Here is a 20,266-nt window from a genome sequence, read left to right on the forward strand (position 1 = left end):
CCTCTTAGGGAAGCTTTAGCGGCTCTTCCCTTACAACACCATCAATAGAGGAAATCATGGAGTTGTCCACACCTGACGGTGCCGTACCGCAAACACTGCATCTCATCCATGACCTCTCTCAACTCCAAGCTTCAGCTGACGCTGATCAACCGCAAAAAAGGCCGCAACCTGCTCGAGAAGGGCTTCACACTCGTGGAGCTGATGATCGTGATTGTGATTGTTGGCATTTTGTCAGCGGTTGCACTACCAAACTTCCTGAGTCAAACCAGCAAAGCGAAAGCGACTGAGGCAAAAACTCTTTCATCAGCTGCACTTAAAGAAGCCCAAGTGGCATGGACAGAAAAAGGGGCAGCCGGTTTAACAACATGGAAAGCCGATGTTGACGACGATGGTCAATGCCCTCCAGATACAGATACTTTTGATATTGAATGCACCAATGGAGCTAACAGCACAATAGTCACCGTAACATCCACAGGCAGTGATAATGCAGGCGACTTAGAAGGCAAAACCGTTGTTGCAACCCTAGACGTGGCAACGGGCGGTAAAATTACTTTTTGCGGAGACGCCCCAGGACTGGATGCCTGCGTAGCACCTGCCCCCGGCGGCTAAGGAAACATTGCCTAAACGACTCCAGACGTACGACAAATTCTTATCTTTTAAATCGAAACCACTAAAACCGCTCTTCAAAAAAGGGCGGTTTTTTCTTAACAAAAGCGAGCATTGCCTTATTTAATGAATATATAGCCAAACTCTTGATCTTCCATTGGCGGCAACGCAAGGCGAACATGGAAAAGAGCCCCAAGAATGCCGTAAAATCACATCATCAATGTCAATCAATAAGATTCGTCAGACGTGATTCGAAATCTAAACATTTTCTTCCAAAAGAACCGCTGGAAAACATCAATCGGAAGAATTCTCTCTATACAAATGAAAAACAATGCCTGGACTTTGATGGCATACGCAACATTATAAGAATAATAAAGCAGCCAATATGAAAAACTCTGACGCCTTAATGGCTGCGGCAGCCCCAGATCAAGCAAAATAATTATCTCAATATTCTGGCCAGAGCAGGAAGAGGCTTACGACTCCTCGGGCAAATGCAGTTACCAATACACAGAATTCTCCGACTTAAAAGATCGTTTTCATCGTTAACACAATTTTTGGTTGATTTACTTTAATATACCAGAGAGCTTCAGCATTTAAGAAACTTTTGTCAAGCCCAATATTCTCACCAATCTTTCACCCCAAAGGGTGTATCAGAAGCGTCGACTTGCCTTAAAATGTGACTTAGATATTCTAATGATCAATTGGCCTCCAAGCAGACACGAGAAAGGGGATTCTCCCTCACCGAGATGCTGGTGGCTGTCGGTATATTAGGAATTCTGTGCAGCATTGCGATTCCAAGCTACATCAGCAATATCCACAAAACCTGCCAGACAGAAGTTGCCAACATCCTCAATATTCTTTCAAGCACAGTAAGTTCTTATAAAGCTATCAATGGCACCTACCCTGAAACTTGGGAGGATGTCAGCGAAGTTGCAGTCGTCATGACCAAAGCAGGCCCTGCCAATGCCGCTGATGGCAATCTCACTGAGGCAATTACTACGCCTGCCTGCGACTTCACAATCAGCAAATCCTCAGATGATGCTTCGGGCCTGTTCACCTTCACAGCGACACCGGACGCAGAGACTGGAGACAAAGCCGAGTTCAATGCTATGTCTTGCATCGACCTCAATAACGGAGCAAGTGATCTGAAGCTGGGGCGCCGCGACGCTGAAGGTGCTGTTACGGCAGAGGCATTAACCTGCAGACGACAGCCATGACAATCTTTTACCGACTTTCAAAACCAAATCGAGCCCACAAAAGTCTTCAAAAGGAAGAGCAGGGAGTTTCCCTGGTCATCTCTCTCCTGATGGGCGTGATCCTGATCACAGGTGTAACAGGATTACTGATACGACAAATCGCAGCAAAAAAGTCAGCAAGTTCTGAAAGTTATCAACAAATGGCTGAAATAGCGGCCAGTAATGGATTCAATCGAATTCTCGCTGTCTTGAACAACGCCAGTACAGCAGAGTACCGAGGTTTTCTGTTTACTGAGGATAACGAACCTGATAGTTGGATCTGGAACACACCGTACGAGAAAGGGCAATATTGCTCAGGGCTGGCAGGCCTTCCCATCTACACAGACGCTTCCGGTAGTACCGAAGCCCCCTGGCCAGTAAGTCCTGATGGATACAAGCTCAACGAAGAATCGATGCGAGGTGATGGCAAAGGAGTTGTGTTAACGACTTACCGATTAAGAAGTTATTCCAGCACCTTTTCGGAAGGGCAGGGGACCGGCACTTTCGAGGTCGAAGGATTTGTTCGTCGTATCGAGAACAACGGCAACAATGACAATAATGAAGAAACAACATCACCTCTTTTGGCCCGTGCACGCCTCACCCGATCTCTGCAACTGGAATCAGCAATCGCCAGACCCGATGACTGGGGGGTTGTCGCGACTCAGACGTCAAATCTTCTTGGGAGCAGTGGCGCTGCTTCTCTGGAGATCAAAGGGCCTGGTCGACTGGTTTGGTATACATCAATGGCCGATAGAGACTTATGCAATAAAAAGTTCAACAATATTTCAGGGCAATCAACAGATGTTGTTTGGCCTGTTCTACGTGATAACAACAGTCAATTCATCCCTGCATCCAGTTTCTACAACCGTGATGGCACAGTTGATCAAGCCTCTGTGAACGGGAAAACTTACAACCGTGTCTGGAGCTTCGATGACACAGACCCAACCATCTGTGGCTGGGTTGCATGTACAAGCCCTGGCAATACTCAGGGTCGGCAACCAGCAGCGATTCTTCAGAACCAGGAATTGCTGCAGGAAGAGGGCTCATCTCAGTCAGACTCAAGCAACACTGGTTCGATCGACAACTACAAAACTATCAAAAAGCATTGGAGAGGGAAATGGTTTAAAATCGGGACGTGCAAAATCAAAGACATAGACAAAGCACAAGAAAATTGCGAATCAGACGATACCGGGAGCAAAGATTGGAGTTGGTCTGACAAATATTATAGATCAGACAAAATTGATGGAAGCGTCATCACCATATGGCGTTGGAAGGATAAAAACAAAGGCACTATCGAAGTCGGCACCTGCATTGAAAACAATGCTATTGACTGCGATCTCGGTGATAACATGTGGGATTGGAATATTCCTACTGAAGGCTCTTCAGAACCAACGGCTGAATCAGACTCAGAAGCCAACGTTAACTACACTCTCAAAATCGACAGTGACGATATTTGCACAAACAACAACTCCTCAGATGTATGCCACATCTTTATTGAGAAATTGAACCTCACAAAAACCCAGTTGTTCATTAAAAATGACACCCGCGCTATTGTCTTGCACCTTAATGTCGGTGAAAATACCTCACGAGCAAATTACCAATACACATTAAGGACCAACGCCCAGCTTTGCGGAGTCAATTCACTTGCTGGTGCAACGCCGACATGCAACCTGAAACCGGCGCAGCTCGTGATCACCCAGGATCGCAACTCTGAGCTGCGATCCTGCCCAACCGATCAGGCAGCCGACGACTTTCTGTTTACCGGTGTAAGCCTCCCAGCGGCCTGGGTTTCGTTCAACACTGGACGGGTAAGGCCGGTGAATGCCTCGATGCAAGGCGTGATCTGGGCCAGCTCGCTATGCGCCCAAGGAGATCTAACGGTCACCAGCGAAAACAGCGGCGGAACCGCCTTTGTCGATCAAGCCAAGACGTACTGGAACATTCCCACAACCGGCGGCATCGGGCGCCGAATTGTCCGTGGCATCCGTGGCAGCGGCTTCGACATCTTCAAACGCTGGTAAATCCTGCTTCAGCATGGCTTCTCAGACTGCTTTCAGATAACTCCTAGCGACTGATCATCAGCCGATGGTGAACAGCTCAGATGAGATCTAATGGAAAGAACGACACTAATGGAAGAGGCAAAAGAGCCGAAATCCCTTAAATCACCTCAGGAGGTGAGCGTCGTTGAGATTACTGAAATCCCACTTCCAAACACGTCAAAACCAAAAAGGGTCGAAGGGATTCACACTGATCGAAACGCTGATCGCTGGTGTTCTGCTGACCCTTGTGATGACTGCCGTTGGACGCATGAGTGTGTCTGCCATCGCGGGTAAGGCCAACCTGGAAGAACGTCGGAACGTTGAGCAATCAATCGAAGACCACATCCAACTCGTCCAGAAAGCTGACTCCCTACTCACCTACGACCGCATCCCTCTTGCACACCGGAATGGAGACAACGGTCTCACCCGTGCTTGCAGAAAGCCAGCTGCATACCTGGCCAAAGCTCTGGCTCAGCAAGGTGCCATGAACAATGGCGACTGGAGGTCTAATCCAGGAGCGAACAGCATCCAGTTGTTTACAGCGTTTGAAAACCCAGGAACGCGTGAGACCGATATTCAAACCAGCTATGAATTTGATGAAGACAACGCCATCGTGACCGTCAAATACTCCTTTGAAGCTCCTGAATCTAATATTGGAACAGAAAGCCGTTCCTTGGAGCTCAGCCCCAACTTCCAGAGTTATTGCACACCCTATGAAGCTCTGAATTCCTGAGATGCAACGTCATGACACGGTCAAATCGAGCGAAGGCTTCAGCCTTCTGGAATTGATCGTGGCAGCTGTAATCATTAGCATGACTGCTGTTTGGGCCACTCCAGAATTCAGACGTGGTATGGCCCAGGCCAAAGTCGACCGTTACACGAAAAATCTGGAAGGTGGTTTATTCAGCATCCGCGCCAAGATGGGCGCGATCAAGGAGAGCTGCAAAATTGATTTTGCAGCATCGCCCAAGTTCAAAGTGAATGCCTTTACGCACCCAATCAATCTCCTTGAAGTCCAGGAGGATAATGGAACTAGACGTAAGACTCATGCCCTGAGTGGATGCATTGCACAAATCGATGCCGACGACGTCAACCAGGAACTTAATTCCTCGGCGATCAGACTGGTCAACCTTGAAGGCAGCCGAGAGAGAGACTCTGTTGAAGTGTCCGCAAGTGCTGCAACATTTGCCTTCACACCTCCAGGCACAACCGCCAACGACAATGATGTCACCATCCTGATTCGCTCTGTTGAGTCCGAACAACCTTGGGCAACCAAAAATGATGGATCCAGTCGTTTGGTGACACGCTGCATCGAAGTCACTGGCAACGGCCAGATCTTTTCAGGGCGTTGGGACGCGAATCGATGCATTGAAAATTGAGTGCAGATCAGTAATCTCTCAGACAGTCTTCACGTTCCTTCCAGACGTGCCCTTCAAATCAAGGGCAAAATAAAAGCATTGAGCTCCAGCATGTGTAATTTCAAATGAAACAAAAGTCATTACTTACAACATGTCCATCAAGGGTCAAGCGCACTACAGGTTCAAACGGCTTCAGCCTGAATGAAGCCCTAATCGCACTGGCCGCAGGAACTCTTGTGATCGGAGCTGGTGCCATGGCCCTTCGGTCAACGCAAACACTGATCAAGAGCAGCGGAGAGAAGATAACCCAACAGCAGAATTCCGCTAACGGGATCCGTTTAATGCGGTCCGAAATTGAACGCAGCCTGCATGCCCTGGTCAATGGAACGCCTCCAGACGCGGAACTCGCTTACACCGATCTTGGTGAATACCAAAATGCTGTTCAGGTGTGCCAGACCCTTGCCAGCCAAGGCAACCCCTCCCCCGATCCAAAAACGTCCTTTGTTCCACTCTTTGGCCTGAAAATGGCTGATGTCACAGGCCAACCTGTGCTGTATGGGCTAGCCCAGGGAACTGGATCACGTAATTTCGCAGTCAAACGTTGCGGCACACCACTGGGAATGGATGGCCGGTATGACAATACACAGAGTCCTTTTGTGGATACAGTAATTAATGGCATTGGAATGATGCCTTGCCTCAGTTACAACGAAGACAAGGAATGCGTTGACACCAACCATCCCTTCCCAAATAAAGCTCCATATGAAATTACAGCCAACGATATTCTGCAATACCTAGCCAAAGGTCCTGATGATAATTATCGTTTCAACGTCGCCAACAACCTGTCACCAGTTCGACGCTATCTCGAACCCGCCTTTCGATTTGAAACTGATAACAGCAGGAAGCTGATTCGTGTGATCAGCCCGATGGATTGTGACGACAGTACAGAGGTCTGTGTGGAAAACACTCAGATCACTGTTGCAGGCTCCAATAATTCAAAAACAAGTCAGCCTCTGATGCTTACAGCATACGCTCGTGCAGACAAACGACTGATGGCTCCTGGACAGAACAACGTTTCGCTGGGGTCTGAATGGTTCCGGGATGTCAACAGCAAGAATGTTCGTTTTCTCGTTGATGGCTCCGGATCAATGAGTGCCTGCATGTCCTGGAGCTTTGACGAAAAGGGGAGTTTGGAAAAGGGGAATACATCACGTTGGTTCCATACCCCTCAAGGAGATCCCCTGTATCGAGGAAATGCCTATGAATACTCGAATGCAATCTGCAATGAGACACGAATGGAGAGACTTCAGCGTGAGCTTTCGGAGCTGATTCAGCAACTCCCTGAAGACACGCGCATCAGCCTGGAAGTGTTCAGTACTCCGGGCAGCTACAACGACCGTCAGTGGGACAGATCCAAGAACGGGCTTGTCACCATCAGTGATGGAGATAACCGGGATTCAGCCCAAGCCTTTGTCAGCTCTCTCGACGAGGCAAGTGCAAAGAGCTGGGGCGGCACCAATCCCTGGGATGCTTTGGAGAGATCATTTGACGACACTGAAGCCGACACCCTCTACTTTCTTTCTGACGGATTACCGACAAGTACTTACAGGATTACGCCTGGCGAGGACGCCAGCTACTCAAATGATTACAAGCCTGCTGCTGAATTCTTCGCAAGGAAAAATGCAGACGAGCGTCAGACGAATCCTCTCAAGGTCAATAGCACATCCGTCATGTTGGACTCAGAGTGGATGAAAGACCTCTCGAAAAAGACAGAGGGTAATTACATCCAGAGCCAATGAAGGACCTAGCAACCAATCAAGCCTAGACGCACAGAAGACACCCTGAGGGAAAGGCCTTCCCTAAGGAAAAACGGTAGGGAGCCAACCAATACAGAACAATGATTAAACTTCTATTATTATTGCATCATCAATAGCCAAAGCTAGGTTGCGATGCTTGCAAAGCATCAGCAAGCTGTGGGCATGGGTACAACCAACGGCGACCTGAGACAGAACAAACAATCAGTCTCAGAGCAAGGCTACATTCTCCCGCTGGTGATCATAAGCGGGCTGATTCTTGCTGTCGGCGCCATGATGATATCCACGAGAAGCTTTTCAAGCCTTGTTAATACAATCCAACAGAATCAAACAAGCGAAGCAGAAGAAATTGCCGAGAGTGGTCTTTCACTTTTGCTCAAAGAACTGAACAATCAATTTCCTTATTTACTTACGGTGAATTGCCAGGTTGAAAACAACTCGCCTGCTCAGCAGTTAGAGTCTCCGGAATGTGCTGGATGGCGAGACTTTCAATTTGGAGCCTACGGAGGTTCAACGAAAACTTGCGATGGCCGATCCACAAGCCCCAATCAGATGATGGATCTTTTATCGCAACCAGTCGCCAAAGGCAGGGGGATCTATCGACTCAGAAATTACGAATTCCTTGGTGATCAGATCCAGGGTGGGACAGCGATCATCCAGGTTCAAGGATTACGTTTGAAAGGGCCGCAGGATGATCCCACCATCGCCTCGTCGGCAATCATTGAGCAAGAGGTGACCATTGTTCCGAAGTGCTGCAATCGCGCTCCCTATGAACCATGCGGAACAGCAGGAAGTGGATGGAGCTACAGCTTATTAACGCAAAACATCACTCTCAATGTTGGCGATGTAATCGACGAAAAGCGCCCAAGCGCCTTGAGCGGTGCAAACGTGCACTGCATCAACTGTGATCCACCACCTGCAGATAAATGCGAAGGCTGGACCAGTGCAGACCAGACCATTTCCAACGACTGTTCATCTCTGGAATCGGCCATCAACAACGACCAACTCTCTCAGACAGAACGATCTGCACTTCTACAGGGTCAACTGATCGGGTCCGGAATCATCGATGGCGTGCGGTCTGCAGGAGACATGGACATCCCTCAAGCCCCAACCTGGCACGACATCAGGGACGAGAATGGCAATGAATTATCTGAGAATTTAAAGAACCTCGCGCCATGGGATATGCGTTACAAGTCAATTACGATCGGCCACAACACACACCCAAATCATTGCATCACCATAACCAATAAAACAACCAACAAAAAAACAACCCATTGCAGGATACTGCGCATCAATCAAACTGGGACAACCACAATGAAACTCAAGCCTGATGATGGCGATATTAGATTTTATATGGAAGGGGAACAGATTAATCTGTCTGGAAATAACTTTGTGAACACCGGTAATTTCGGCCAATTTGTGATCTACGGCGGGGTATCGACGTATAAAACCACATACGTTGATTATGCAGAACGTGGCTGCGGTGGCAAGCAACTCAACCTGTCAGGGGGAGGCTCAATCAATGCATTTCTTTATATGCCATGTTTTGACGTGAACCTGAGCGGAGGCAACTCAACGTACCCAATCACAATTACAGGATCAGTCATCGCCAAGAATTACAAAGTTACTGGAGACTATGCACGATTAATCGTACCCACAGATGCCGGCAAAACGATCTGTGAGACCTACCAAGTCTGCGGGGGGAGTAGTGGAGAAAGCCAGAAAGAATTTGCAGCCTTGGGAATCGATCGGTGGCGACTGATTCAAATGCAGAGAGAATGACACTCCCATTGTTCAGGCACACGAAGCTCAACAATGGATTCAGCCTTGTTGAACTCACGATTGTCATCTCAGTTGTGGGAATTCTCGGCAGCATTGCCCTGGTGAATTTATCCCGGTCCTGGACCGGCCAGCGATTACTGGCATCCACACGCGAACTGGAAAACTGGCTAGGTGATCAACGTCGCTTTGCCATGCGCCAGAATCTCACCTGCAAAGTAATCATCGACCATGCCAACAAACGATTGATCAGCACAATTGATTCAGGCGAGGGCGCAACTCCCTGTTCAGATGTGCCCTCCGCAGCTGGTGCAGGCATCTTTGACCTTGCCGCGAGCTTTGGTGCCGATAGCGACAAACTTGAATTGCTAAGCACACCCTCAACGCGTCCTGACGACTCCGATGGCGGCATTCGTTTCTCATTCCGAGGCTTCAGCCAGAATCACCAGCTCAGTTCAGAGGGAACTCTTGAATTGCGTCTTCGCCATCGTGATCTCACCAAGCAACGCTGCATTCGAATAATCTCTCCGATTGGGATGATGCGCGACGGAATTGCAGAAGATGAGTCCTCAACATGCCGTTATGACAACAGCTATTAGAACGGATCAAACCAGAGCAAAGCAGACCGTTGTAGCTGAAACGGGATTCACTCTGGTAGAGCTGCTCGTTGCATCCTTCATCGCAGGATTACTCTCCCTGATCACAGTAAATGTGATGATAGAAAACACCAAAAGTAATGCTCGCGCTGAAACGAAGAGGAGAATTCACGACGACTGGAACCGGACAACAAAGCTGATCCAATCAGAAATCGCCATGAGCCATTCGATTGAATCGGCCAGCCTCAGCCCAGACAACGTCACAGATGACTGCCCATTACTCCAGCATCCAGAAACACGCCTGCAAATGAGGATGCATCTTGTCGGCACAATGCCGGATGTGTTGTATGGCGTCCGTTCGATCCAATCGCTGCCAGCAAGCGAAGCCAATCAATGGATGGGCGGCCCGGAGGGCGGAGTGTTGATCCGCTGTGGTCCACGGCTGACCATCAGCAAAGATGGCAGTGCGGATTACACCCAAGGGACGCCATATCAGCAATCGATTGTGTTGGACAAACTTGATCTGAGTTCTGGTGACGGTTTAACAGTCACCCAGTCAGCGGATAATCAGAAGCGGGTGGAATTCAGCTTGGCGATGCAAGACAATCTCGATCGCGTCAACTCGGCTCCAGCCATCAGCAAGACTCTAAGTAGCGGGGGATTGTCCAGGATCAATGAGGTCCCTCCGATCCCAAGCAGCCAATCGAGCTGCAATGTGGTCTGTAAAACAGAGGACACTCATTGTGGCCATGGCGTGAAAACTCTTCTGCCGGGAGATCATCCACGCTTCTATGCAGCGCCCGTGCTAGCTGAACCTGTCTTCGGGACTAGCACCATTTGCACCAATCGATCCGTGAAACTCGGCGATGGGATGCAGGGGGCCAATGGAAATTACGTCATGGATGGTCAGCCCACGCCGGATCGAAACACCACCAAAGGAATCAAACTGGTTGGTGGGATGGGGCGCAACATTCTTCTGGGCACCACAGTCAGCGATACGCTCCAGGGAGGTCCCGACCATGACGCCTTGATCGGCCGTGGTGGCGAAGATCATCTGCATGGAGAAGCAGGAAATGACAGTTTTGTTCCCTGGATCTCCGCATCAGAATCAACAGAGAACGTAAGCGTGAATGGAGGGTCAGGTTTCGACCGTGTCTATCTACAAGGTCCTGAATCGGACTACAGCTTGAGTGGCTGCAGCGTCAGCCACTGCATTCTCCGCTCAGCCGCTGGAGGAACACTTCACCTCGCTGACATCGAAATGCTGGTGTTTCAATCCAGCACAAAACGGCTGAGCGATTGATCATCAAAAGGACGTTGCTGCTGAGAAGAACCATCCGTCATGAGTCTCGACGTTGGCGGCTGCAGCAAAACCGTGCGGATGGTTCTGGTGGATTCGGCCTGACCGAAGTTGTCGTCTCATCCCTAATCCTGATGATTGTGTTGATGGTGGTGCTTCGTTCTCAACTCGACAGTGCCCAGCGCACAGAACAATCCGCCGAGCTCAACCAGATCCAGGACAATATTCGTCAGGACCTCAATCTGCTGCGCCAGGAAGCTTTCGGATGGCAGTGCGAGCCCGGGACAGCCTGCACGGGGAAAGCTGCAGATCTCGATACGCCGATGCGCTACGACACATCCCATTGTTCCAGCGATGAGCCGCTTGCGGATTTTCCTGTCAAGAGCTCGATTCTGATGGATAACGGAAACATCAAAATCGAACGACAGATTGAAATCATCAATCGTCAGTTGGAAATCACCCACATCGGCACAAGCCGCGGAAAAACGATCACCAACGATGCGTCACTTGTACCGCAAGCGATGTACTGGTGCAGTTGATGCGCAGAGGACGTACGCCTTACGGAAAATCTTATTAACTCGATTCGTTGAGTTTCAACACAGCCATGAAGGCTTCCTGGGGTACATCAACCTTGCCCATGGCCTTCATGCGTTTTTTACCCTTGGCCTGTTTCTTCAGCAATTTCTTTTTCCTGGAAATGTCACCGCCGTAGCATTTCGCCAGCACATCCTTGCGGATGGCACTGATGCTGGTGGAGGCGATGATGCGGCTGCCGATCGAGGCCTGAATCGGGATCTTGAACTGCTGGCGTGGGATCAGTTCCTTCAATTTTTCCACCAGAGCCTTGCCCACGTTGTAGGCCTTATCCTGATGAACAATCGTGGTGAGGGCATCGGCCCGCTCGCCGTTGATCAACACATCCAGGCGCACAAGCTGGTTTTTGCGATAGCCAATCAAGCTGTATTCCATCGATGCATAGCCCTGAGTACGCGTCTTCATCTGATCAAAGAAATCCGTCACCACCTCGGCGAGCGGTAATTCGTAAATCAACGTCACCCGGTCGGTGGTGATGTACTTCATATCGATGTATTCACCCCGGCGTTCCTGACAAAGTCCCATCAAGGCACCGTTGTAATCATTCGGTGTGTAAATCTCCATCTTCACGTAGGGCTCTTCAATCGATTCACGTTTTTGGGGATCCGGCAGGGTCGCCGGATTGTCCACCATCTCCTCACTGCCATCGATCAGGTTCACCTTGTAAATCACAGATGGCGCCGTGACGATCAGATCAAGGTCGTATTCGCGCTCAAGCCGCTCCTGCACGATTTCCATGTGCAGCAAACCCAGAAAGCCGCAACGGAAACCAAAGCCCATGGCACTGCTGGTTTCCGGTTCGTACTTCAGGGCTGCATCGGAAAGCTGCAATTTGTCGAGGGCGTCGCGCAGATCCGGGTACTGATCCGCTTCAGTTGGGAACAGACCGCAGAACACCACCGGTTTGGCCTCGGTGTAACCGGGCAACGGTGAATCGGCTGGTGCATTCAGCAGGGTGATTGTGTCGCCCACACGGGCATCGGCCACCGCTTTGATCGAAGCCGCCAGATAGCCCACCTCACCGGCATGGAGTTCATCCATTTTTCTCTGATCGGGCGCCATGATTCCGATCTCATCGAGCTCGTAGCTCTTCTTGCTCGCCATCAGCAGAACTTTGTCCTTACAGCTGATCCGACCGCTCATCACCCGGAAATAGACAATCACCCCCCGGTAGGGGTCGTAATAGGAATCGAAAATCAGTGCCTTAGTGGGCTCATCAACCGCGTCCTGCGGTGGCGGCACGCGATCCACCACCGCTTGAAGAATCTCCGGCACTCCCAAACCGGTTTTGGCTGAACAGGGAATGGCGTTGTCGCAATCCAGCCCAATGATCGCCTCGATCTCTTCCTTGATTCGATCCGGATCGGCACCGGGCAGATCGATTTTGTTGAGCACCGGGATGATCTCCAGATCATTCTCAAGCGCTAAATAGACATTGGCCAGGGTCTGCGCTTCCACGCCCTGGCTGGCATCCACCACCAGCAGCGCCCCTTCGCAGGCCTGCAAGCTTCGGCTCACCTCATAGGAGAAGTCCACATGGCCAGGGGTGTCGATCAGGTTGAGCACGTACTGCTCGCCATCGGCCGCCGTGTAGTTCATCCGAGCGGCCTGGAGCTTGATCGTGATCCCCCGTTCCCGCTCCAGATCCATGTTGTCCAGGAATTGGTCTTGCATGTCCCTGTTGGCCACCGTTCCGGTGTCCTGCAACAAGCGATCTGCCAGTGTCGACTTGCCATGGTCGATGTGGGCAATGATGCAGAAGTTGCGAATCCGTGAGACGGGAGCGTCGGTCATGCAGCGGCGATTACCCGGCTCGGGTTCGATTGGCTTCGTTAAAGCAATCCTAGGGAGAGGGCACCAGCAGCCATGAGCAACCCCTGGGCCTTACTGATGCTGGCCATCACTGCAGAGGTGCTGGGCACCTCATGCCTGCGCTTGTCGGAGGGCATGACCAAGCCCATTCCGACCGTATTGGTCTTTTGTGCTTATGCCATCGCCATGGCCTTGCTCTCCAAGGTGGTGCTCTCCATTCCACTCGGCCTCACCTATTCCCTCTGGAGTGGCATTGGCACCATCGCAATCGTGCTGGTGGGCTGGCTGGCGTATCAGCAAGCGTTGTCCATCACTCAGATCATCGGCATCACGATGATCACATCTGGTGTAGTGCTTGTGAATATCGGTCGCTGAGCCACAAAACCCTTCATCTGAAGGACAGACAGTAGCCATCAGAAATTCTATGAATTAAGTGTTGACCATCCGTTGTGAGCAAGCTCACAGCATGTCTTGACGTCGCTCAACATTCATCAAAAGAAGAGCACGTATTCATGGAATATCGACCAGGTCATCCACATGGGCGGTTTCCAGTTACGAAGCAGAGCAAATCACGCCAGCGGCAACCACGGATTCACCCTTACAGAAGTGATGGTTTCCGGTGTTATCTTCACCTTGGTGATGACATCAGTGGGGCAAATGCTGACCTCGTCACTGGCTGGAAGCAGCCATATCTCAAGCCGCCGTCGGATTGAAAATGCCATTGAAGACAATATCCAATTGGTTCACCAGGCCGATGTTCAGCTGACCAAAGACCTAAAACTCGATGACCAGAAATTACAAGACGCATGCCTTTCACCAACAAAGTTTTTTGCGAACGAATTGATCAAGGAAGGAGGGGTCGCATTTGTCAAAAAGCCCACTCATCGAACTGCAAGCAATGATGATGCGATTCAACGCACAATCACACCTGATCAAGCAAATAGAGTAACCAGGGTTACCTATCAATTCAAAGGACCAGAACAAAACATCGACGTTGAGCGTCGCATTGTCGAAGTCAATCCCAACTTTCAGATGCATTGCTTCAGTGATGCAACGACAGCTGAAAATACACCCTTAGACGATACCAAAAAAATAGTCAAAATTTCGAAGAAAAGCTCCTCAACAACAACCAAAAACAACAACAAAACGAAGAAAATAGCCCGCTCGAAAGGCAAGAGCAAGCGCAAATGTTCCTTACGACAACGGATCAAAGGCAGGTGTTAATCAACCAACCGTTTTTTTTCGCTGATGGGTCTTAGCGTTGCGACCGCCAGCGGCTACCCGCCTGCTCCCTCAAGGCCCAACCGTGCATTACTGCGGTGGCGCATTCCGGCCAGAACGGAGCCATCGGTTGCAGGATCTTGGCCATAGGAGGGCAACACAGCCCGCAAGCGTTCCTGCCAGGCCGGAGTCGCCAGCTGGTCTGCAAAGCAGCGCTCCAGCACCTCCAGCATGATCGTCACCGCCGTGCTGGCACCGGGAGAGGCCCCCAACAGGGCGGCCAGGGAGCCATCGCCTGAGGCCACAACCTCCGTGCCGAGTTGCAACCGGCCTCCCTCACGTTTGTTGCTTTTGATGATCTGAACGCGCTGACCCGCCACCGATAGGCTCCAGTCCTCAGCCTCGGCCGTGGGCATGAACTCCTGCAGCGCCCCATGGCGCTCCTCCGGGCTCTGACGGAGTTGGTTCACGAGATAACGCACCAGTTCCACGTTCTTGACGCCAACCTGCAGCATCGGGAAGAGATTGGTTGGCCGAACCGACTTGGGGAGGTCGAACAACGACCCCTGCTTTAGAAACTTGCTGCTGAAGCCAGCAAAAGGCCCGAACAACAACGAGCGCTGGCCATCAATCCAGCGGGTGTCGAGGTGGGGAACCGACATCGGCGGAGCTCCCACAGCCGCCTTGCCATACACCTTGGCCCATTGCTGTTCCGCCAAATCGGCATTGCTACACACCAACCACAGCCCACTCACGGGGAATCCGGCAAAGTCGAGCGCTTCGGGAATCCCGGAACGCTGCAACAACGGCAGCGCACCGCCGCCAGCACCGAGGAACACGAAGGGGGCCTGCACCTCAGAACGGCCGGAGGGACCGTTCAGCTCCAGGCGCCAATCCGCCTCGGTCATGTCCGAGCGGCGCAGGCGCTTGAGATCGCGCACCTCAGTGCCGTACCAAATGGTCAGCGCACCAGAGTTCTGCAGGGGCAGCAGATAGGCGCGGGTGAGCGCTCCGAAATCAACGTCGGTGCCGCGCTCGATGCGTGTGGCTGCAACTGGCTGCTGCGAATCCCGCCCCTTCATCACCAGAGGCATCCACTCCGTCAGCTGCTGACGGTCCTCACTCCAATGCATCGCCTCGAATGCTGGGAGCTCACACAATTGGTCAAAGCGTTGCTTCAGAAAGGCAATGTTTTCCGGGGTCCACACCGCGCTGATATGAGCGGCCTGATGCAAAAACCCCTTGGGATCCAGGCATCCCCGTTCGGACAGGGATCCCCAAAATTCAAGACTGCGCTCGAAGGCAGCGTTGATCGCCACCGCCTTGCCAGTGGCGACCGTGCCATCCGCCTGAAGCGGCGTGTAATTCAGTTCGCAGTTGGCCGCATGGCCTGTTCCGGCGTTGTTCACCGCCGCTGAACTTTCCAGCGCCGGAGCCTCAAGCCGTTCCACCATCAGCAAGCGCAGGTCCGGGTCGAGCTCATGCAGCAACGCAGCAAGGGTGGCTCCCATGATTCCGGCTCCAACGAGCACGGCGTCGTATCGGCGATCTGCGTCGAAAGTGCTGTCGTTCCGCAACGGAGCTGGGGGTGGAAACCGCTCTGGCCACCCTATGGGTCAGCTCCGTAGTCTTGTTGTAACGAGTTCTGCGCAGCTTGATGAGCACCGAAACCATGGCCCTCACCATCGAGAACGTGGAAAAGGTGCTCGATGAACTGCGCCCGTTCCTCATGGCCGATGGCGGCAACGTTGAAGTTGTCGAGCTCGATGGCCCGATCGTGAAGGTACGGCTGCAGGGAGCCTGCGGCAGCTGCCCCAGCAGCACGATGACCTTGAAAATGGGCATCGAACGCAAGATGCGCGAATCGATTCCTGAGGTGAGTGAAGTGGTGCAGGTGCTCTGAACCGTCCCAGCACTGCTCGTACAAACTTGATTCAAAACGTGTTGACCCCGATCTGAGCTGTTGGATCGATTGTTCGTCTACGGCTCCCTGAAAGCCAACGGCAGCGCCCACGATCTGATCCAAGGAGCTGAACGGGAACCCGATGGGGTTCTTGAAGCTGCCGAGCTGATTGAAGTCTCGGGATATCCCATGCTCCGATCGGGATCAGCAGAGGTGCGAGGGGAGGTTTATCGCATCTCGGCGAGTCGCTGGCCCGCTCTTGATGATTGGGAAGACGCCCCAGAGGTTTATCAACGCCGAAAGCGGCAGCTCAAGGATGGACGGAGCGTCTGGGTTTATGAGGCGCCCTGAGGGTGAGCTGGGCACACCTTTGCCTCGAAATCGCAGGCATACACGGCGGGTTTCTGCCAGCTCAACGGAATCTCCAGCAGATCACGGCTGCCCGTGATGCCCTGAACCACAAACAAGGCAGCCGCCAGAACGGAGAGCGTGATGTGCAGACGCCGAACACGAAGGTCCCGCAGAATCTCGGGACGGATGGCCAGAGACAGCAGCATCAGGCCGGTGACCACGACGCCCGACCAATAGTGATCCTGTTTCCACACCTCGGGTTGGGCACCAAGACCCAGCACTCCAGCCCAACTGATCAGGGCAAACACCAGGCGCAATGACAACGCCTGACTGAACCAAAGGGCCCCCAAGCTGGCAACGCTGCCCAGCAGCACCAGAAGCAGCAGTCCAGCTCGAGCGATCCCGCCGGAAAATTCGGCAAGGGGCTTCTGGGTGGTAATCGCCACCGCAAGAGCAATCAGAACAAGCAGCTGCACCGATGCGGCCAACCATCGTCCGAGCTGACTGTGGTCCTGACCGACCACTGCCGGATGCTTCACCTTGTTGACCCGTCGCTGGCGGGTCTGCCAGGCGAGTCGGAGCACCATGCCAATCAGCGGGAAGACGACCACGACGGCCAACGCCGGATGCAGGAGCCATAACCAATCAACGGTGGTCACGGGCGTGCTTCGGTGAGCTCATAACAACTTTCATGCTGACCTGAATGAGAGGCAAAGGGATTCACACTCAAAAATCTCTCAATATCTATAGTGCGATAAGCAGATGCAAACCAAAACGATATCTTTCTCTCTACAAACAAGGAGTCCTAAATACTTTAATCATTGGCATACAATCAATAGCAGACTCAAATCACCGAGCTATCCAGACCAATCCAATATCCTTCATCGAATCAGCCATCGCAATCATGTACCGAAGAATCACTCAGGCAATCATCTTGTGTGTCAACAAAACGCACAAGACAACTTTATCAGGCAAACATCTGAGTCCATTTTTCGAAATCAAGCCCATTAGGCGACGCATATCTCAATAACATCTCAGAAAAATCAGACATTAGCTCAATATTAAAGCTCACACTACAGCGCCATCCGCCAGACATTGAATACATGCAATAAGCCAGGCTTAGAATCAAGAACGGATCAAACTTGCATGGGGCTCGATCATTATGACGGATCTGAACGGCGCTCAACTCAGAGATCTTTTTCCAGCACTGGCCAACAAGACGTACTTCAACAAGTGAGAGGGTTCTAATAATTGAGTGGTGAACTGGGTTTTACAGGAGGCGCGAACAAAGCCGCGAACCAAAACCTGAACCAAGACCCATGCAACTACAACCACCCAACCAGCCCAGCCAACCAACCCAACAAAGAGCAGCATCCTGGTCTCAATGGATCGGATGAAGCAGGAAGAGGACCGAGTGCTGATGGGCATGGGGCATGACAGGACCCAACCAGGACCGGTTCTTCTACTCAAACGTTGCGCGTCTTATGGACGTATCAACCCCTTTTATCGCGATCCAATTTCTCTTCAGCTGGCGCAGCATTACAGCTAAGGAAGCCCTGAGACATGCCTAGGAGGCTCTGTGAGCGGCTCAAATATTAATTAGGCAATCTGCCAGTTAACATCTAACCCTTGCCTGAGGGCCTTCAGGGTGTCAATGGTATGGGCGGAGTTATACAGAGAGAAAGCAATGGCGTATCTGAAGGGAGAAGAGCAAAAGGGTATGTAATAGGAGGAAAAGCAATGGCCTATGTGTACAGGTAAGAACGATAGGCCCCGTCTACAGGAAAAAGCGATGGGCTACCTTTACAGGAAGAACGATTGCCTACGTATACAGGAGGGACTGCTTACGGGCGTACGTTTACAGGAAAGAACCTTATGGGCCTACCAATACAGAGAAAGATGCTTACGGGCCTACGTTTACAGGAGAAGAGATTTATGGGCCTAGCAATACAGGAGAAATAGCAAAGGGGTACGTTTACAGGAAGACCAATGGCGTACCAATACAGGGAAGATGACGAAGGGGGATCTATAAGGGGAGAACCCAATGGCGGATGTTTACAGGGAGAAGCTGTACGGGCGGAGTAATACAGGAAGAAGCAATGTTCTAGTAATACAGGGAGAACGGCGATGGCCGAGTAATACAGGGAAAGAGCAATAGGGGAGTAATACAGGAGAAGAGCGATGGCGTACGTATAGAGGGAAAAGGCGATGGCGGAGTAATACAGAGGAAGACACACAAAGGATTGTGCTAGTCACTTTGGTCAAGGAAAAGACCTAAACACCCATCTATGAGGCGCAACAGGATTGAGACCAAACTGTGTTGATGATGTAAAAGGGTAATAATGAATGACGTGAGTCGTTATTTTTACAAGTGCGTTATGACAAAATAAATTGAAAAGGCATTAACAATCCATCTATAAACAACGTAAGAACCAATAACAATCAATTAGGTCCCATTTGTTTCCATCTTTCCAGTCAACAAGGTTCTCCACAGAACACAATAATATATGGTCATTATCAACACACCCCCACCTATTTACGAGATAGCAAAACTACATACCAACGGCGCAGTTCAAATATATGCGCTCATGTTTGAAAGCGCATTCAAAGATACCAACTATGACGACAGAACTTACTTACCGCCAGACCAAAGACGAGACACAGGTGGCACGACACAATGGACAATAAAAGGGATGGCAGAAGTTTTAAGACTAGGCAAGAAGACCATCATCACAGCTATACAAGTACTCATAGACAATGGATATATCTCAGTGGCTGGCTATGAATCAAGTGGTCATCATTCAAAACGACGAATCTTCAGGGTGACTGCTGTTGATCAGCTAGATGCCCGAAGAGCTGCATTAGAAATCATGGGTCAGCAAAAACTAGTGGACAAGAAGGAGAAGAAATATTCTTACATAGCCAACAAGAACTAGCACGATGAATGTTTAGTTCTTGACGCAAAGATTATTATGATGGCAATGCTTAAAGTTAGACGCTATATGTTCAAAGGTAAGACCTATGAACAGAAATTATTTCCCGACCAATGTGTCTGGAGGCTATGCGAATAGTGGGTCTTAAAAGCCTACACGCCGGCATAGGGGAGTTCTGTCCTTCTACACAGGTCTTTGTATGGGTTCAGACTTTTTTGTCATATTTTAGGGAGGTATTTGCTGTGTCAGGTTGACTGAAAATTAACGCACAGTACAAGCCTGCATAAGTTTTGCGTAATCACGTGACCCTGGTATCACCTGTTCCCAACGATTAGGCATTCCATCTTCTACACGAAGAGTTCTCAATTTGAACTGCGGACAATCCGCTTCACTTATTTCTCTTTCAAAGCTTGTTTTAAAGGTGACATACGGGAAATTCCTTGAAATGACTTTGAGATAAATGCACCCTTTAATTCCTGCGCCATAATCTTCGCATGCTGTTCTGCACCCAGCAACTTCATCGCATTCCGGTGGAGAAGGATTAGTGAATTGAGCTTGAGCAGGTATAACGGCCAGCAAAGAAGAAGTCGAAAGAAGTGTTGCGAGAAGAAGTTTCATTAGAGCTAGTGCATACGTAAGACTAACACCTCTACAAGACCCTATAAGAGCCTCTAATAGTTACCTTATAGAATGTACCTAACTCAGCCGTAAAGACTGCTAGAGGGCCT

At 50.7% G+C, this 20,266-nt stretch carries 19 protein-coding genes and 1 pseudogene; 16 read left to right on the forward strand and 4 right to left on the reverse strand.

The features are described 5' to 3' along the window. The first annotated feature begins 108 nt into the window (after positions 1–108). The 11 genes and pseudogenes from SYN9616_RS18160 (at position 109) to SYN9616_RS0107575 (ending at position 11,263) form a co-directional block, all read left to right on the forward strand. Entirely contained in the window at positions 109–609 is a 501-nt protein-coding gene (locus tag SYN9616_RS18160; RefSeq protein WP_051410980.1) for a type IV pilin protein, read from the forward strand. A gap of 698 nt (positions 610–1,307) precedes the next feature. Beyond that, positions 1,308–1,823, forward strand: coding sequence for a type IV pilin protein (locus tag SYN9616_RS15465; RefSeq protein ID WP_037990804.1), 516 nt, complete (start codon positions 1,308–1,310; stop codon positions 1,821–1,823). Then, on the forward strand, positions 1,820–3,862 hold the full coding sequence (locus SYN9616_RS0107540; protein WP_037990806.1) for a hypothetical protein: 2,043 nt from the start codon (positions 1,820–1,822) through the stop codon (positions 3,860–3,862). Before SYN9616_RS15465 ends, SYN9616_RS0107540 begins: the two co-directional genes overlap by 4 nt. A gap of 163 nt (positions 3,863–4,025) precedes the next feature. After that, entirely contained in the window at positions 4,026–4,613 is a 588-nt protein-coding gene (locus tag SYN9616_RS0107545; protein WP_028952542.1) for a prepilin-type N-terminal cleavage/methylation domain-containing protein, read from the forward strand. A gap of 1 nt (position 4,614) precedes the next feature. After that, on the forward strand, positions 4,615–5,259 hold the full coding sequence (locus SYN9616_RS0107550) for a Tfp pilus assembly protein FimT/FimU (RefSeq protein ID WP_028952543.1): 645 nt from the start codon (positions 4,615–4,617) through the stop codon (positions 5,257–5,259). A gap of 104 nt (positions 5,260–5,363) precedes the next feature. Further along, complete coding sequence (locus tag SYN9616_RS15470; protein ID WP_071991433.1) at positions 5,364–7,034, forward strand: hypothetical protein; 1,671 nt, start codon at positions 5,364–5,366, stop codon at positions 7,032–7,034. Between the two features lie 150 nt (positions 7,035–7,184). Next, positions 7,185–8,831, forward strand: a complete 1,647-nt coding sequence (locus SYN9616_RS0107560; protein WP_028952544.1) for a hypothetical protein — start codon at positions 7,185–7,187, stop codon at positions 8,829–8,831. Continuing rightward, entirely contained in the window at positions 8,828–9,427 is a 600-nt protein-coding gene (locus tag SYN9616_RS16135) for a Tfp pilus assembly protein FimT/FimU (protein ID WP_028952545.1), read from the forward strand. Before SYN9616_RS0107560 ends, SYN9616_RS16135 begins: the two co-directional genes overlap by 4 nt. Continuing rightward, a pseudogene (locus tag SYN9616_RS18205) lies at positions 9,411–9,527 on the forward strand (prepilin-type N-terminal cleavage/methylation domain-containing protein); the annotation flags it as partial. The gene SYN9616_RS16135 and the pseudogene SYN9616_RS18205, both read left to right, overlap by 17 nt. Before the next feature lie 210 nt (positions 9,528–9,737). Continuing rightward, positions 9,738–10,727 (forward strand): hypothetical protein, encoded by a 990-nt coding sequence (locus SYN9616_RS0107570; RefSeq protein ID WP_232200173.1) that lies wholly within the window; start codon positions 9,738–9,740, stop codon positions 10,725–10,727. After that, positions 10,724–11,263 (forward strand): hypothetical protein, encoded by a 540-nt coding sequence (locus SYN9616_RS0107575; protein WP_028952547.1) that lies wholly within the window; start codon positions 10,724–10,726, stop codon positions 11,261–11,263. Before SYN9616_RS0107570 ends, SYN9616_RS0107575 begins: the two co-directional genes overlap by 4 nt. 34 nt (positions 11,264–11,297) lie before the next feature. On the opposite strand, the gene lepA is transcribed toward SYN9616_RS0107575, so the two are convergent. Further along, positions 11,298–13,112, reverse strand: coding sequence for a translation elongation factor 4 (gene lepA, locus SYN9616_RS0107580; protein ID WP_028952548.1), 1,815 nt, complete (start codon positions 13,110–13,112; stop codon positions 11,298–11,300). Positions 13,113–13,184: 72 nt separating this feature from the next. Between lepA and SYN9616_RS0107585 the strand changes: the two genes are divergently transcribed. Then, positions 13,185–13,505, forward strand: coding sequence for a multidrug efflux SMR transporter (locus SYN9616_RS0107585; RefSeq protein ID WP_028952549.1), 321 nt, complete (start codon positions 13,185–13,187; stop codon positions 13,503–13,505). Positions 13,506–13,601: 96 nt separating this feature from the next. Then, the gene (locus tag SYN9616_RS0107590; protein ID WP_028952550.1) at positions 13,602–14,354 is read left to right on the forward strand and encodes a type II secretion system protein J; all 753 of its coding nucleotides are present in this window, start codon (positions 13,602–13,604) and stop codon (positions 14,352–14,354) included. 53 nt (positions 14,355–14,407) lie between these two features. Here SYN9616_RS0107590 and SYN9616_RS0107595 read toward each other — a convergent pair whose 3' ends face one another. Beyond that, on the reverse strand, positions 14,408–15,862 hold the full coding sequence (locus tag SYN9616_RS0107595) for a malate:quinone oxidoreductase (RefSeq protein WP_369791938.1): 1,455 nt from the start codon (positions 15,860–15,862) through the stop codon (positions 14,408–14,410). Between the two features lie 146 nt (positions 15,863–16,008). Here SYN9616_RS0107595 and SYN9616_RS0107600 point away from each other — a divergent pair, with 146 nt between their 5' ends. Beyond that, positions 16,009–16,254 (forward strand): NifU family protein, encoded by a 246-nt coding sequence (locus SYN9616_RS0107600; protein ID WP_028952552.1) that lies wholly within the window; start codon positions 16,009–16,011, stop codon positions 16,252–16,254. Positions 16,255–16,314: 60 nt separating this feature from the next. After that, positions 16,315–16,605 (forward strand): gamma-glutamylcyclotransferase, encoded by a 291-nt coding sequence (locus SYN9616_RS15480; protein WP_051410982.1) that lies wholly within the window; start codon positions 16,315–16,317, stop codon positions 16,603–16,605. Here SYN9616_RS15480 and SYN9616_RS0107610 read toward each other — a convergent pair. After that, positions 16,590–17,264: a DUF4079 domain-containing protein gene (locus SYN9616_RS0107610; RefSeq protein ID WP_028952553.1), complete on the reverse strand. Its 675-nt coding sequence runs from the start codon at positions 17,262–17,264 to the stop codon at positions 16,590–16,592. The genes SYN9616_RS15480 and SYN9616_RS0107610 overlap by 16 nt on opposite strands. A 1,848-nt stretch (positions 17,265–19,112) precedes the next feature. On the opposite strand from SYN9616_RS0107610, the gene SYN9616_RS0107625 reads away from it, so the two are divergent. Further along, positions 19,113–19,541, forward strand: a complete 429-nt coding sequence (locus SYN9616_RS0107625) for a hypothetical protein (protein WP_028952555.1) — start codon at positions 19,113–19,115, stop codon at positions 19,539–19,541. Positions 19,542–19,799: 258 nt separating this feature from the next. Here SYN9616_RS0107625 and SYN9616_RS17255 read toward each other — a convergent pair whose 3' ends face one another. After that, on the reverse strand, positions 19,800–20,156 hold the full coding sequence (locus tag SYN9616_RS17255) for a hypothetical protein (RefSeq protein WP_156918722.1): 357 nt from the start codon (positions 20,154–20,156) through the stop codon (positions 19,800–19,802). Positions 20,157–20,266 lie beyond the last annotated feature (110 nt).

Origin of the sequence: Synechococcus sp. CC9616, from assembly GCF_000515235.1 — a bacterium.
Lineage (GTDB): Bacteria > Cyanobacteriota > Cyanobacteriia > PCC-6307 > Cyanobiaceae > Parasynechococcus.